This window comes from Kocuria tytonicola (assembly GCF_003687175.1).
Lineage (GTDB): Bacteria > Actinomycetota > Actinomycetes > Actinomycetales > Micrococcaceae > Kocuria > Kocuria tytonicola.
This window is the reverse complement of record NZ_RDEX01000001.1, coordinates 743,238-756,945: the sequence shown is the minus strand read 5'-3', so window position 1 is coordinate 756,945 and position 13,708 is coordinate 743,238. Positions and strand designations below refer to the sequence as shown.

14 protein-coding genes are annotated in these 13,708 nt (G+C 71.9%); 10 read left to right on the top strand and 4 right to left on the bottom strand.

Annotated elements, in window-relative coordinates; translation table 11 throughout:
- The first annotated feature begins 256 nt into the window (after nt 1-256).
- Both EAE32_RS03410 and EAE32_RS03405 read left to right on the top strand, forming a co-directional pair.
- The gene (locus EAE32_RS03410) at nt 257-1,927 is read left to right on the top strand and encodes an L-lactate permease (protein WP_121864185.1); all 1,671 of its coding nucleotides are present in this window, start codon (nt 257-259) and stop codon (nt 1,925-1,927) included.
- A 100-nt stretch (nt 1,928-2,027) separates the two neighbouring features.
- Nucleotides 2,028-2,759, top strand: coding sequence for a FadR/GntR family transcriptional regulator (locus tag EAE32_RS03405; protein ID WP_121864184.1), 732 nt, complete (start codon nt 2,028-2,030; stop codon nt 2,757-2,759).
- A 339-nt stretch (nt 2,760-3,098) separates the two neighbouring features.
- Here EAE32_RS03405 and EAE32_RS03400 read toward each other — a convergent pair whose 3' ends face one another.
- Entirely contained in the window at nt 3,099-3,845 is a 747-nt protein-coding gene (locus tag EAE32_RS03400; RefSeq protein ID WP_121864183.1) for a response regulator transcription factor, read from the bottom strand.
- A gap of 22 nt (nt 3,846-3,867) precedes the next feature.
- On the opposite strand from EAE32_RS03400, the gene EAE32_RS03395 reads away from it, so the two are divergent.
- The 3 genes from EAE32_RS03395 to EAE32_RS03385 are packed head-to-tail and all read left to right on the top strand — an operon-like array spanning nt 3,868 to nt 5,722.
- A complete protein-coding gene (locus tag EAE32_RS03395) occupies nt 3,868-4,074 on the top strand; it encodes a hypothetical protein (protein ID WP_121864182.1) in 207 nt (68 codons plus the stop codon).
- A gap of 50 nt (nt 4,075-4,124) precedes the next feature.
- Complete coding sequence (locus EAE32_RS03390) at nt 4,125-5,267, top strand: sensor histidine kinase (protein ID WP_121864181.1); 1,143 nt, start codon at nt 4,125-4,127, stop codon at nt 5,265-5,267.
- Nucleotides 5,264-5,722: an MGMT family protein gene (locus EAE32_RS03385; RefSeq protein WP_243635554.1), complete on the top strand. Its 459-nt coding sequence runs from the start codon at nt 5,264-5,266 to the stop codon at nt 5,720-5,722. Before EAE32_RS03390 ends, EAE32_RS03385 begins: the two co-directional genes overlap by 4 nt.
- Before the next feature lie 118 nt (nt 5,723-5,840).
- Here EAE32_RS03385 and EAE32_RS03380 read toward each other — a convergent pair whose 3' ends face one another.
- Complete coding sequence (locus tag EAE32_RS03380; RefSeq protein ID WP_121864180.1) at nt 5,841-6,812, bottom strand: phosphoribosylaminoimidazolesuccinocarboxamide synthase; 972 nt, start codon at nt 6,810-6,812, stop codon at nt 5,841-5,843.
- Nucleotides 6,809-8,158, bottom strand: a complete 1,350-nt coding sequence (gene purD / locus EAE32_RS03375; RefSeq protein ID WP_121864179.1) for a phosphoribosylamine--glycine ligase — start codon at nt 8,156-8,158, stop codon at nt 6,809-6,811. Before purD ends, EAE32_RS03380 begins: the two co-directional genes overlap by 4 nt.
- 69 nt (nt 8,159-8,227) lie before the next feature.
- Here purD and EAE32_RS03370 point away from each other — a divergent pair, with 69 nt between their 5' ends.
- The 5 genes from EAE32_RS03370 (at nt 8,228) to purM (ending at nt 12,974) form a co-directional block, all read left to right on the top strand.
- Nucleotides 8,228-9,229, top strand: a complete 1,002-nt coding sequence (locus EAE32_RS03370; protein ID WP_121864178.1) for an asparaginase — start codon at nt 8,228-8,230, stop codon at nt 9,227-9,229.
- Nucleotides 9,230-9,410: 181 nt separating this feature from the next.
- Entirely contained in the window at nt 9,411-9,770 is a 360-nt protein-coding gene (locus tag EAE32_RS03365) for a sterol carrier family protein (RefSeq protein ID WP_121845710.1), read from the top strand.
- Between the two features lie 147 nt (nt 9,771-9,917).
- Nucleotides 9,918-10,259 (top strand): hypothetical protein, encoded by a 342-nt coding sequence (locus EAE32_RS03360; RefSeq protein WP_121845709.1) that lies wholly within the window; start codon nt 9,918-9,920, stop codon nt 10,257-10,259.
- A gap of 13 nt (nt 10,260-10,272) precedes the next feature.
- Nucleotides 10,273-11,817: an amidophosphoribosyltransferase gene (gene purF / locus EAE32_RS03355; protein WP_121864177.1), complete on the top strand. Its 1,545-nt coding sequence runs from the start codon at nt 10,273-10,275 to the stop codon at nt 11,815-11,817.
- Nucleotides 11,814-12,974, top strand: a complete 1,161-nt coding sequence (gene purM, locus EAE32_RS03350) for a phosphoribosylformylglycinamidine cyclo-ligase (protein ID WP_121864176.1) — start codon at nt 11,814-11,816, stop codon at nt 12,972-12,974. The genes purF and purM overlap by 4 nt, the downstream gene beginning before the upstream one ends.
- Nucleotides 12,975-13,150: 176 nt before the next feature.
- Here the strand turns inward: purM and EAE32_RS03345 are convergent, their stop codons facing one another.
- On the bottom strand, nt 13,151-13,351 hold the full coding sequence (locus EAE32_RS03345; RefSeq protein ID WP_121845706.1) for a DUF3073 domain-containing protein: 201 nt from the start codon (nt 13,349-13,351) through the stop codon (nt 13,151-13,153).
- Nucleotides 13,352-13,708: the final 357 nt, after the last annotated feature.

Here is a 13,708-nt window from a genome sequence, read left to right as displayed (position 1 = left end):
CTACGCCCGTGAGTCGGATCACAACAATGCACGGCACGCTCCGGGAAAGTGCTCGCAGAGCGGCTGCCGCAGCGCGCCCGGCGGGGTGCGGCACCTTCACGGTGTGATCTGGATCATGTACGCTGTGTGGTCGGACCACTGTGGTCTGACCACTTATCGTACGACCGGTCCCGGACCCGGTGCACGCCGCCCCGTCGGGACCACCCCTCGATCCCGGAACTGCGGTTCCGATCCGGCCTCACCCCTGGGAGAACGCGTGAACACCTTTACCGCCGCGACCGATGCCGTGGGAGGCAGCGTGGGCCTGTCCGCCCTGGTCGGCTGCCTGCCCCTGCTCACCTTCTTCGTGATGCTGCTCGCCTTCCGGGCGAGCGCGTACGTGGCCGGCCTGACCTCCCTGTTCGTGGCCCTGCTGGTCGCGATCCTCGGCTTCGGGATGCCCGCCCACCTGGCCGCCCTGACCGCCACGCAGGGTGCGGTGTACGGGCTCTTCCCGATCGTGTGGATCGTGGTCATGGCCCTGTGGTTCTACCAGGTGACGGTGCTCTCCGGCCGCTTCGAGGACCTGCGCACCATCTTCGACACCATCGGCGGCGGCGACCTCCGCATCCAGGCGATGCTCATCGCCTTCTGCTTCGGCGGCCTGCTGGAGGCCCTCGCCGGCTTCGGCGCCCCCGTGGCCATCACGGCGACCATGATCCTCTCGCTGGGTCTGAAGCCCCTCAAGACGGCCACCGTGGTGCTGATCGCCAACACCGCCCCCGTGGCCTTCGGCTCCGTGGCCATCCCGATCACCACGGCCGGCACGCTCACGGACCTGGATCCCGCGCACATCGGCGCGGTCGTGGGACACCAGGCCCCGTTCTTCGCACTGGTCGTTCCCTTCATCCTGCTCCTGATCGTCGACGGCGCCCGCGGCCTCAAGCAGGCATGGCCCGCAGCCCTCGTGGTGGGCGGCAGCTTTGCGATCGCCCAGTGGTGGTGCGCCTCGCACTTCTCCTACGAGCTCACGGACGTGGTGGCGTCCCTCGCGGCCCTCGCCGCCGCAGTGGTCCTCATGCGGTTCTGGCGCCCCCGGGGCGCGGAGGCCGTCCGCGCGGACCTGGGTGTGGAGCGCCCGGAGAAGGCCGCCGCGCTCACCCCCGGCCGCATCTGGATGGCCGTCCTGCCCTACGTCCTGGTGGTCACGATCTTCGGCATCGCCAAGCTGTGGACCGCGGGCGTGAACGTGCCCAAGGCGCTGGCCTCCACGGACGTCAAGATCCCCTGGCCCGGACTGCACGGGCACCTGCTCAACGCCAAGGGCGAGGCCATCTCCGGCACCGTCTACAACTTCCAGTGGCTCTCCAGCCCCGGAACCCTGATGCTCATCACCGGCCTGCTGGTGGCCGTGATCTACACGGTGTTCAACGGCCATGGCCGGTTCCGGCTCTCCCTGGGCAACGCCCTCGCGGAGATCGGGCGCAGCGCGTGGAAGATGCGCTTCTCCGCCCTGACCATCATGTCCGTGCTGGCCCTGGCGTACGTGATGAACTTCTCCGGTCAGACGCTCGCCATCGGCACCTTCGTGGCCGGGCTGGGTGCCGCGTTCGCGTTCTTCTCCCCCGTGCTCGGCTGGGTGGGCACCGCCGTGACCGGTTCCGACACCTCCGCCAACGCCCTGTTCGCGAACCTGCAGAAGACCGCGGCACTGGGCTCCGGGCTGGATCCGCACCTGATGACCGCCGCGAACACCTCGGGCGGCGTGGTGGGCAAGATGATCTCGCCGCAGTCGCTGGCCATCGCGTCCTCCGCGGTGGGCATGCAGGGCAAGGAGTCCAGCATCTTCCGCTCCGTGGTCCCGTGGTCCCTGGGCATGCTGCTGGTGCTGTGCTGCCTGGTGTTCCTGCAGTCCAACGTGCTCTCGTGGATGCTGCCCGCGGCCTGAGCAGCACGGCCGTCGTGACGTGAACCGGCCCGCCCCCGCCGCGCGCGGTGGCGGGCCATCGCGTGTGCGGACCCGCACGCGTGAGGAGCCAGGAGGAACCATGAGCACTGATCCCGCCTACACCGTGGTGCTGGAGTGGATCGAGCAGCAGCTGCGCTCGGGCGGTCTGCGCGTGGGTGACAAGCTGCCCGCGGAGCGGACGCTCGCCGAGGACTTCGGGATCTCCCGGGCCTCCGTCCGGGAGGCCGTGCGCATTCTCGCCGCCATGGGCCTGGTGCGCTCCGCCACCGGATCGGGGCCGCACTCCGGGGCCACCGTCATCTCGGACCCCTCCGCGGCCCTGGGGTGGGCGCTGCGGATGCACATCGCCACCCGGTCCCTGCCCGTGGCGGACGTGGTGGCCACCCGCGTGCTGCTGGAGACGCAGTCGAGCCTGGACGCGGCGGCGTCCCGGGATCCCGGACGGGACGCGGTGCTCACCCGGGCGGGCGAGCTGCTGGACCGCATGGACGACCCCGCGGTGGGCGACGCCGAGTTCCACGTGCTGGACGCCCAGTTCCACCTGCTCCTGGCATCGCTGGGCGGGAACGTGGTGCTGGAGACGATCATGGCGTCCCTGCGGGAGGCGACGATCGGGTACGTCCAGGAGACCGTGGCGGCCACCTCGGACTGGCCGTCCATCCGGGCCCGGCTGCAGTCGCAGCACCGTGCGGTGCACCGCGCCACGGTGGACCGGGACGGCGAGGAGGCGGCCCGGCTGCTGCGGGAGCACATCATGTGGTTCTACGGACACGCGCCCAGTGCTGCGGAGTCCACGGCGAGGGGGCGGTGACCGCGCCGGGATGACAAACACCCCGGCGCCCCCTGGTCGGAGGGCGCCGGGGTCAGGCCTGTGTCTGCCCTGGACCGCTGACGCAACGGAGGTTCCCGGAGCTGCACGCGAGGTGATCCAGGCCTCGCGGAACTCGTCCGTTGATGGGGAGTACGAGAACCCCCGCTGCGAACTCAGCGGTCCGCTCCCGGCGGGGCGAGCGCCGTACAACCGCCCGACCCGCGTGGAGCGCGGGACACCTGATGTTGGTGTCCACAGAACACTCTGCCCCATGCGGGGCGTGGACCACCATGGCCATTCGGCCAGACATGCGCGGCGAAACTGGGCGGGGACTGGGAGTCAGCGGGGGTCGGGGCCGGACTCGTCGTCCAGAGCGGGGTGCACCAGGCCCCACTGGATCCCGGAGATCAGCACCTGCACACGGTCCCGCACGGCCAGCTTCTCGCACAGGTGGGACACGTAGGCCTTCACGCTGCCGTGGGAGACGGTCATGCGCTCGGCGATCTCCGCGTTGTTGAGCCCCTTGGCGATCCACTCGAGCGTCTCCTGCTCCCGCGGGGTGAGCTTGGGAGCCCCGGGGTGCGGCCCGGGAGGTGGGGACATGGCTGCCTGTGTCAGGGCCCCGCGGTTCCTCCCGCGCCGGACCGACGGCACGGGGACGTCCCCCAGCACGTTGTTGGCCAGCGAGTTGGCCACGGACGGGGAGAGCGCCAGCTCGTCCTCGCGGATCAGACTCACGGCGGAGACGATCTCGCCGTGGCGGGCGTCCTTCACCAGGTATCCGGAGGCGCCGGCACGCAGCGCGGGCACCACGTACTCCAGGGTGGAGAACGTGGTCAGGGCGAGCACCTTGGTGTCCGGGCACTGCTGGACGATCCTGCCGGTGGCCTCGATCCCGTCCATCCCGGGCATCCGGATGTCCATGAGCACCACATCGGGAGACAGCTCCAGGCACGAGGCGAGCGCCTCGGCACCGTCGGAGGCCTCACCGACCACCTCGAAGCCGGGTTCGGCACGGAACAGATTGGCGAGGGCGTCTCGCATGAGCGGATGATCGTCCACCAGAAGAAGCCTGCACAAATCCATGAAATGATCATAAACTGAGCGCATGACTCAGCATCTTCAGGGCCTCGACACGGTGTCCGCCCCCGCCCGCCGCTCCTCCGCTCTCCGGGTGACGGCGGCCGCCGCACTCGCGGTCTCCATGCTCTTCGCCTCCGTGGGCCCGTCCGTGGCCGTGTCCCAGGGGGACTCCGTGCGCGGACCGGGCAGCGCGCTCTGCCGTTTCTTCCCCATCTACTGCAACCCTCGGTGACGCCCGACCCCACCGTTCCGGAAGGGGAAACCGCCACCCAGCCGGGTGGCATGCCGAACTGGTTGCGCGTCACCGTGGTGCTCTTCGCCGCGGTGGCCATGTTCGACGACCTGCATGCACTGGACTGGTCCGCACTCGCGCCGGTCACTGCCGTGCTGAGCTCCGCGTGGATCGTGCTGAGCTACGGCGCTGTGGCCCTGCTCGCGTGGTCGGCCGCGGCGAGCGCCGTCATCATCGCCCTGTCCTACGCCCTGTGCCTCGTGCTTGACGAGTACTCCATCGCCCTCCTGTGTGGGTGCGTGGTCATGGTCGGTGCGGTGGCCATGCTCGGCAGGGTCGGCCTGCTGCTCCACCTGGGAGTCACAGTCGTGTGGGTGGTCGTCACCGCGTGGGTGCTGGAGAGCACCGACTTCATCTGGGCACTGGGTCTGCCCCTGGGCATTGCCGCCCTCATCGGCGTGGCAGTGCGGTTCTTCCTGGGCCAGTACCGGCTCAACACCCGGCGGCTCGCGGCCATGGAGGCCACGCACGAGCGGCTGCGGGAGCAGGAGCGGCTCGCCCTGGCGCGGGACCTGCACGACGTGGTGGCCCACGAGCTCACCCTCGTGACCATGCAGGCCGCGGGTTCGCAGCGGCAGTCCGATCCCGCGGAGCTGCACCGCACCATCAGCACCATGGACACCGCCGCCCGCTCGGGTCTCACCGAGCTGCGGACGTTGCTGCACATCCTCCGGGATTCCCCGGGAGCCGGAGACTCCGACGGTGCGGGCGAGCGCGGCAACGCCTCAGGGCTGACCACGGGATCGCTGCACGGTGTGGCACAGACCCTGGAGTCCAGCCTGCGCCGCGCTGGGCTGGTCCCGGACTTCGTGCTGGGGGAGGGCGTGGACGACATCCCCACGTCCATCCGCGGCACCGCGGCCCGCGTGCTCCAGGAGGCATCCACCAACATGATCAAGTACGCGCCCGTCGGCTCCCCGTGCCGCGTGCGCATGACCGCCGTGGACTCCGCCGTTCACATCCACACGGAGAACAGGGTGGCCCACGGGGCGGCGGAACTCGACCACCGTGAGCTGACCAGCGGTTTCGGCCTGCGAGGCATCCACGAGCGAGTGGCCCTGCTGAACGGCACCGTGGACTACGGCCCCCGGGACCACACCTGGCACCTGGACGTGCGGATCCCGTTCGCGTGAGCTCCTCGCAGAACCTGGGCGGGCCCGACCGTCCGGGGACACCGCGGGCAGCGGGCGGCACCCTGGATGCCGCGGGCTCCGCCGCTCCGGCGAACTCCGCAGACACAGCCGCCGCGGACGGCCGGCACGCGCTGACCGGCCACGACGCCGCCGGGGCCGTGCGCGGCGTCGTGCTGGGGATTCCCCGGGCAAGGGTGCTCAGCTACGGGGACGTCGCCGAACTCGCGGGGCTCGCCACCCCGCGCCTCGCCGCCCGCATCATGGCGCTGGGCCAGGCGGGTGAGGACGCCCCGTGGTGGCGGGTGGTGCGCGCGGACGGCACCCTGCCGGACCGGCTGCAGATCACTGCCCGGGAGCACTACGAGCGGGAGGGCACACCGCTGCGGGAAACCTCCGCGCACTGGGTGCAGGTGGACATGCCGCGTGCCCGCTGGAACGCCCCCGCACCGCGTTGAGCCCGTACTGCCGTGAGCTCGCTCCGGGCTGAGCCCGTGCTCCCGTGCGCCCCGGCCACCGGGGGCATCCGTCCGGGTGTGCCCGCTCCGCGGGGGCGGGCGACCGAGGACGAGGTCCTCAGGCCTCGGGCGGGCCCGCCACCTCGACGAAGGAGCCGCGCGGGTCGAAGACCCTGCCGGTGAGGCGCTCGTAGGCCTCCACGTAGCGCTCGCGGGTCTTGGCCACCACGTCCTCCGGCAGCGCGGGGACGGGTCCGTGGCCGTCCCACCCGGAGGCGTCCGAGCGCAGCCAGTCCCGCATGTACTGCTTGTCGAAGGAGGGCTGCGAGCGCCCGGGCCGGTAGGTCTCGAGGTCCCAGAACCGTGAGGAGTCCGGGGTGAGCACCTCGTCCCCCAGGGTGATGGCTCCGCGGTAGGAGTCCAGGCCGAACTCCACCTTGGTGTCCGCCACGATGATCCCCCGTTCCCGGGCGATCCGCTCGGCACGCGTGTAGATCTTCAGGGAGAGCTCCCGGAGCCGGTCCGCCACCGAGTTGCCCACCACGTCCGCCATCTCCCGGTAGGTGATGGGCTCGTCGTGCTCCCCCAGCTCCGCCTTGCCGGTGGGGGTGAAGATGGGCTGCTCCAGGCGGTCGCCATCCTGCAGGCCCTCGGGCAGCTCGATCCCGCACACCGACCCCGTGGCGCGGTAGTCCTTGAGGCCCGAGCCGGTGAGGTAGCCGCGCACGATGTTCTCCACCGGGAACATGGACAGGTTCTTGCACACCACCGCGCGGCCCCGGACGGACTCGTGCACGTCCGTGGTGAGGATGTGGTTGGGGATCCCGTCCAGCTGCTGGAACCACCACAGGGACAGCTGCGTGAGGATGACTCCCTTGTCCGGGATCTCTGTGGGCAGCACCCGGTCGAACGCGGAGATGCGGTCGCTCGCGACCACCAGCACGGCACCCGCGCGGTACTCGGCGTCGTCGTTGATGGCCACGCCCGTGGCGGCCAGACGGGACTCGTCGGGGACGTAGAGCTCCCTGACCTTGCCGGAGTAGACGTGCTTCCAGCCGGGAATCTCGGGGGGTGTGCCGTGCTCGCTCATGCCTGCTCCTCTGCTGCGCTCTGCCCGGGCTGCTCCGCCGAGCCGGGTGCACCGTCCGCCGCGGGCCGCGCCGGGGGAAGGCCCACGCGGTCCTCGGCGGCGGCCAGTGCAATGTCACCGCGGTGGTGCGAACCGTCCAGCCCGATGCGTCGGATCCCACGGTAGCCACGCTCACGGGCCTCCCGGAGGTCCGCGCCGTGGGCCACGACCGTGAGCACGCGACCGCCGGCTGAGACGATCTCCCCCGCCTCGTTGCGCACGGTTCCCGCGTGGCAGACGTGCACCCCGGGTTCCGCCGCGGCGTCGTCCAGTCCCGTGACGGGATCCCCCGTGCGCGGTGCGCCGGGGTAGTTCTTCGCGGCGAGCACGATGGTCACGGAGGCACCGGGCCTCCACTCGAGCTCCCGCTCCTCGCAGAGCCGGCCCTGCGCGGCGTCGAGCAGCAGCGAGCCCAGCGGGGTCTCGAGCATGGCCAGCACGGACTGGGTCTCGGGATCGCCGAAGCGCGCGTTGAACTCGATCACGCGCACACCCTGCGCCGTGACGGCCAGGCCGCAGTAGAGGACGCCCGTGAACGGGGTGCCGCGGCGTCGCAGCTCGTCCACCACGGGGCGCGCCACGCGCTCCACGACCTCCTGCGTGAAGCCCTCGGGCAGCCAGTCCAGCGGCGTGTAGGCGCCCATGCCACCGGTGTTGGGGCCCTGGTCACCGTCCCGCACGCGCTTGAAGTCCTGCGCGGGCAGCAGCGGCACCACGTGGGTGCCGTCGCTGAGCACGAACAGGGAGACCTCGGGACCGTCCAGGTACTCCTCCACAAGCACCGAGCCGCCGGCGTCGAGGCACTCCCGCGCGTGGGCCTCCGCGCGGTCCCGGTCCTCGGTGACCACCACTCCCTTGCCCGCGGCCAGGCCGTCGTCCTTGACCACGTGGGGAGCGCCGAAGCGCTCGAAAGCCTCGCGGACCTCCGCGAGGTCCGTGGTGGCGACGGCGCGCGCGGTGGGCACGTTCGCTGCGGCCATGACCTCCTTGGCGAACGCCTTGGAGCCCTCGATCCGTGCGGCCTCCCGGGACGGCCCGAAGACGGGGATGCCCGCCTCGCGCAGCGCGTCCGCGACGCCGGCCACGAGCGGCGCCTCCGGACCCACCACCACGAGATCGGCGGCCAGCTCCCGCGCGAGCGCCACCACGGCCTCGGGGTCCTGGGCGTTGAGGGGGTGGACGGGGACGTCCTGGGCGATTCCCGCGTTGCCGGGGGCCGCGTGGACCTCGCTCACGTGCGGGTCCCGCAGCAGGGACGTGATCATTGCGTGCTCGCGGCCGCCGGGGCCCACCACCAGTACCTTCACGCGTTCAGCGTATCGGCAGGGACCCCCGGGCGGGAAAGGTGGCCCGGGGCCCGCTGTCATACTGGGGCCATGGAGACTTTCAGCTCGGATCAGGCCGTGGACCTCGCCGTGGTGCGGCGCAGTGGTTTCGTGGAGTCCCGGCACCGCGGCTCCGCCGTGGTGCTCGCCCCGGACGGTTCCGTGGCGTTCTCCGTGGGCGCCCCGGAGGAACTGGTCTTCCCGCGCTCCACCCTCAAACCCTTCCAGGCCATCGCGGCCATGAAGGCCGGTGCGGCGCTGCGCGGCGAGCAGGTGGCGATCGCGGCGGCGTCGCACACCGGCACGTTCGACCACCTGGACGCCGTGAGCTCGATCCTCAAGGCTGCGGAGCTGGGCCCCGAGGCCCTGCAGTGCCCGCCGGACTGGCCCCAGGACGACGACACCCGCGCGTGGCTGCTGCGCACGGAGCGCGGCCAGAACCGCATGTGCATGAACTGCTCCGGCAAGCACGCCGCGTTCCTGCTCGCGTGCGTGACCAACGGCTGGCCCACCGACTCCTACCTGGACCCCGAGCACCCGCTGCAGCGCCTCGTGGTGGAGACCATCGAGGAGTTCTCCGGGGAGCGCGCCGCGCACGTGGGCGTGGACGGCTGCGGCGCACCGCTCACGGCCATCAGCCTGACCGGGCTGGCACGCATGTACTCCACGCTGGGGCGCGCCGCGCGCAACATCCAGGCGGACGCCCGCGCCGCCACGGTGGCCACGTCCATGCTCGACTACCCCGAGTACGTGCAGGGCCCGGGCCGCTCCAACACCGTGATCATGGAGGAGCTGGACGTCATCACCAAGCTCGGCGCGGAGGGCGTGCTGGGTCTCGGCACACGGTCCGGCTGGTCCGTGGCCATCAAGATGCTGGACGGCTCGTCCCGCGGCAACTCCCTGGTGGGCCTCACGCTGCTGTCCCACGTGGGTGCCATCTCCCCCGCCGAGGCCGACCGCGTCCTCTCGCGCGTGCTCTCCCCCATCACCGGGGCCGGGCGTCCCGTGGGCACCATTGAGCTCGCCCCCCAGCTGCAGGAGCTGCTGGGCTGACGACGCCGCCGCGCGCCACCTCCGCGGCACCCCCGCCCCGGGTGGCCGAGGCACCGGCCCCACCGGGAGGGCTGGATGCTCCGCCCCGTGGTCCGCGGCGTGCCCCGCCGCCGGTGGCGCACAGCGGCGCCCCCCGCCCTCTTCTTCCCCGACCGCACCAGGACCCCGGAGGCCCAGCACCGTGAAACGCCGCATCAATCCCGCGGACGGCTCTCTCGCCCTCGCGCAGTGGCGCCGGGCCCCGGAGACCACCGACCGCCGAACCCTGGCCACGGCGGTGCGGTACTGCCTGGAGGAGCTCGGCACGCGGGCGGAGGGCAACTCCGTGGAGGTGCGCGTCCCGCCCTTCGGCGTCACCCAGTGCGTACCCGGGCCCCGGCACACCCGCGGCACGCCGCCCAACGTGGTGGAGACGGACGCGGGCACGTGGCTCGCGCTGGCCACCGGTGCCGAGACCTGGGCGAGCGCCGTGGCGGAGGGGACCGTGGCGGCGTCGGGAACCCGCACCGACCTGTCCGCGTGGCTTCCCCTGTTCGGTTGACCCCCGCCGGGACGCGGGCACGCAGCGAGCGGCCGCAGAGCGCCGGGGGCCGGGCGCCCGGCGCCGCGAGGAACTCCCAGCGGACCGGAAGATCCTCCACCGCCACCGCGGCTCTCCGAGGACCGCGCGCGCGATAGCCTGGAGACCATGAGCTCCGCCAGCCCCGAGACCCCTGACCGCTCCGCGCGGCCCGCGCCTGCCACGCAGCAGATGACGGCGCGCCGCGCCCCCAACCTTCTGGCGTTCGTGGCCACGGGCGCCGGGGCGGGAGCCATTGCGGGACTGCTCGTGGGCGCGCTCGGTCCCGGGGCGCTGGCCTACACCCGCGGGGCGATCATCGGCTTCTTCCTGATGGCGTTCCTGATCCTGGGGGCCGCCGTGGGTGCGGTGGTGGGCCTGGTCCTGGACCGGATCTCCCTCAGGCGCGCCCGCAGCGTGGCCGCCGAGGTCCACGACGTTCACGGAGACGAGGGTCACTCCGGCTCGTGAGACACTGTCTCTCGTGGTTCGAGCTGACGGAAAACTCTCTCACGACCTTCTTCCCGGCGAAAAAGGCCCCCAGGACGCGTGCGGCGTGTTCGGCGTGTGGGCCCCCGGGGAGGACGTGGCCAAACTGACCTACTACGGTCTCTACGCGCTGCAGCACCGCGGGCAGGAGTCCGCGGGGATCGCCACGTCGGACGGTGAGCGCATCTCGGTCTACAAGGACATGGGCCTGGTCTCCCAGGTCTTCGACGAGACCACGCTCAACACCCTCAAGGGCTACCTGGCCGTGGGCCACGCGCGGTACTCCACCACGGGCGCGTCCCACTGGGCCAACGCCCAGCCCACGCTCGGCGCCACCCCGCACGGGACGCTGGCGCTCGCGCACAACGGCAACCTCACGAACTCCGCCGAGCTCTACGACCTGCTGCTGGACAAGTCCGGCTTCCCGTCCCGCGGGGAGATGGCCCGCGGCAACACCACGGACACCGCGCTGATCACCGCCCTGCTCGCGGAGCACCCGCTGAACTCGCTCGAGGAAGCGGCCATGAAGCTGCTCCCGCAGCTCGTGGGCTCCTTCTGCCTCACGTTCATGGACGAGACCACGCTCTACGCCGCCAGGGACCCGCTGGGCGTGCGCCCGCTCGTGCTCGGCCGCCTGGAACGCGGCTGGGTGGTCGCCTCCGAGACCGCGGCCCTGGACATCGTGGGCGCCTCGCTCGTGCGCGAGGTGGAGCCCGGCGAGTTCATCGCCATCGACGAGAACGGCCTGCGCTCCAGCCGGTTCGCCGAGCCGACGCCGGCCGGCTGCGTCTTCGAGTACGTCTACCTCGCGCGCCCGGACACCACCATCAACGGCCGTTCGGTGTACGAGTCCCGCGTGGAGATGGGACGCCGGCTCGCCCACGAGCACACCGTGGAGGCGGACCTCGTGATGCCCACCCCCGAGTCCGGAACCCCCGCCGCCATCGGCTACGCCGAGGCCTCAGGCATCCCGTTCGGGCACGGCCTGGTGAAGAACTCCTACGTGGGCCGCACGTTCATCGAGCCCTCGGACACCATCCGCCAGCTCGGCATCCGCCTCAAGCTCAACCCGCTGCGCTCGATCGTGGCGGGCAAGCGCCTGGTGGTCGTGGACGACTCCATCGTGCGCGGCAACACCCAGCGGGCGCTCGTGCGCATGCTGCGGGAGGCCGGGGCCGCGGAGATCCACGTGCGGATCTCATCCCCGCCCATCAAGTGGCCGTGCTTCTACGGCATCGACTTCGCCTCCCCCGCCGAGCTGATCGCCAACGGCATCTCGGTGGAGGACGTCCGCGCCTCGCTCGGTGCGGACTCCCTGGGCTACATCTCCGAGGACGCGATGATCGAGGCCACCCGGCAGTCGCGGGGCAACCTGTGCACCGCGTGCTTCTCGGGCGAGTACCCCACGGCCCTGCCCAAGGCGGACCGCCTGGGCAAGGCCGTCCTGGAGGCGCCCGGTGCCCACGCCGAGCCCTCCGAGGACCTCGTGGCCCCCGTTCCCACCGACGCCGCCCCCACCACCGAGGAGACCAGCGCATGAGCCCCGAGCGCCCCCAGGACTCGCAGTCCGTCACCTACGCCAGCGCCGGCGTGGACGTGGAAGCCGGGGACCGCGCCGTCGAGCTCATGAAGGCCGCGGTCAAGGCCACCCACACCGACGGCGTGGTGGGCGGCGTGGGCGGTTTCGCGGGCCTGTACGACGTCTCCGCGCTCACCGCGTACCGCAGGCCCTACCTGGCCACCTCCACCGACGGGGTGGGCACCAAGGTGGCCATCGCGCAGTCCCTCGACATCCACGACACCATCGGCTGGGACCTCGTGGGCATGGTCGTGGACGACATCGTGGTGGTGGGCGCCGAGCCGCTGTTCATGACCGACTACATCGCCACCGGCAAGGTGGTCCCCGAGCGCGTGGCGGACATCGTGCGCGGCATCGCCGCGGCCTGCGAGGCGGCCGGCACCGCCCTGGTGGGTGGGGAGACCGCCGAGCACCCCGGGCTGCTGGGCGTGGACGAGTACGACGTCGCCGGGGCCGCCACCGGCGCCGTGGAGGCGGACGAGCTGCTCGGCCCGCAGCGCGTGCGGGACGGGGACGTCGTCATCGGGATGGCGTCCTCCGGGCTGCACTCCAACGGCTACTCCCTGGTGCGCCGCGTCATCAACGTGGCCGGGTGGCAGCTGGACCGCCAGGTCAGCGAACTGGGCCGCACCCTGGGCGAGGAGCTGCTCGAGCCCACGCGCGTCTACGCGGCGGACGTCCTGGACCTCACCCGCACCTTTCCCGTCAACGGGGCCGACGGCGCCACGGGCCACGGGGTGCGCGGGTTCTCCCACGTGACCGGTGGCGGGCTCGCCGCGAACCTCGCCCGGGTGCTGCCCGCGGACCTGCAGGCCACCGTGGAGCGCTCCACGTGGTCCCTGCCGCCCGTGTTCCGCCTCGTGGCCGAGCTGGGCGGGGTGCCGCAGCCGGACCTCGAGCGCACCCTCAATCTGGGTGTGGGCATGGTCGCGATCGTGGACCCCGCCGTGGCCGACGCCACCGTGGCCCACCTGAACGAGCGCGGACTGCCCTCGTGGGTCATGGGACGCGTGGGCCCCGTGGACCCGGCCGCCGCCCAGCACGGCAGCGACTGGGTGCAGGGTGCCAAGGGCGTGGCCGGCGGCGGTGTGCTGATGACCGGCTCCTACGCCAGCTGAGCGACGACACGCAACGAACCGCCCACACGACGGTGTGGGCGGTTCGTTGCTGCACTGAGCTGGAGTGGCACTGAGCCTTCGTTGCTGCACTGAGCTGGGACGACGCTGAACTGACGTGTCGCGGGACTGCAGCAGCGCGGTGCCGTGGCGGCGCGGTGGTGGCGCCGGACGCCGGGTCAGTCGTAGTCGGAGTACTTCTCCGCGTAGGTCGAGTAGTCGTCCCCGTCCTCGGGTCGTTCCTCGTGATCCACGGCTCGGGAGGACGGTGTCGTGCCGCGCAGCTCGCGCTGCAGGGCCGAGTAGTCGGTCTGCGGGCTGAAGTACTTGATCTCCCGCGCCTGTCGTGTCGCCTTCGCCTTTTGACGGCCGCGCCCCATGGCGTGACCCCCTCTGCGTCTCGTGTCCGGTGGGCGGTGCCGTGTTGCGCACACAGTACGGCCCCGGAGTGTCTTGTCAGTTTTTCGTGAGTCCAGGGTACATGTTTTGAACCGTTCTCGCGTACCCGTCCCCGCCGCGGCCACACGCGGCCCGCCGCCCGCTCGCGGGGGCTCCACGGGAGGGGGCTCCGGCGGTCTCGGCGGGGCGGCCGAGGAGTGCCGGAGGGCCGGTACAGTGGGACGGCCCCGGTGCCGCGCGCCACCTTCCCGGACCAGAACGCAGGTTCCCATGAGCTCGTCCTCACGCCCGACGCCGCCCTCCTCCAGTCCGTACCCGCACGACACCCACCCGGGACT

Excerpts from the sequence above, each read along its gene's own strand:
- EAE32_RS03405 (WP_121864184.1), top strand. The coding sequence starts at position 2,028 with ATGAGCACTGATCCCGCCTACACCGTGGTGCTGGAGTGGATCGAGCAG.
- EAE32_RS03400 (WP_121864183.1), bottom strand. The coding sequence starts at position 3,845 with ATGGATTTGTGCAGGCTTCTTCTGGTGGACGATCATCCGCTCATGCGA.
- EAE32_RS03395 (WP_121864182.1), top strand. The coding sequence starts at position 3,868 with ATGACTCAGCATCTTCAGGGCCTCGACACGGTGTCCGCCCCCGCCCGC.
- EAE32_RS03390 (WP_121864181.1), top strand. The coding sequence starts at position 4,125 with ATGCCGAACTGGTTGCGCGTCACCGTGGTGCTCTTCGCCGCGGTGGCC.
- EAE32_RS03380 (WP_121864180.1), bottom strand. The coding sequence starts at position 6,812 with ATGAGCGAGCACGGCACACCCCCCGAGATTCCCGGCTGGAAGCACGTC.
- EAE32_RS03370 (WP_121864178.1), top strand. The coding sequence starts at position 8,228 with ATGGAGACTTTCAGCTCGGATCAGGCCGTGGACCTCGCCGTGGTGCGG.
- EAE32_RS03360 (WP_121845709.1), top strand. The coding sequence starts at position 9,918 with ATGAGCTCCGCCAGCCCCGAGACCCCTGACCGCTCCGCGCGGCCCGCG.
- purM (WP_121864176.1), top strand. The coding sequence starts at position 11,814 with ATGAGCCCCGAGCGCCCCCAGGACTCGCAGTCCGTCACCTACGCCAGC.
- EAE32_RS03345 (WP_121845706.1), bottom strand. The coding sequence starts at position 13,351 with ATGGGGCGCGGCCGTCAAAAGGCGAAGGCGACACGACAGGCGCGGGAG.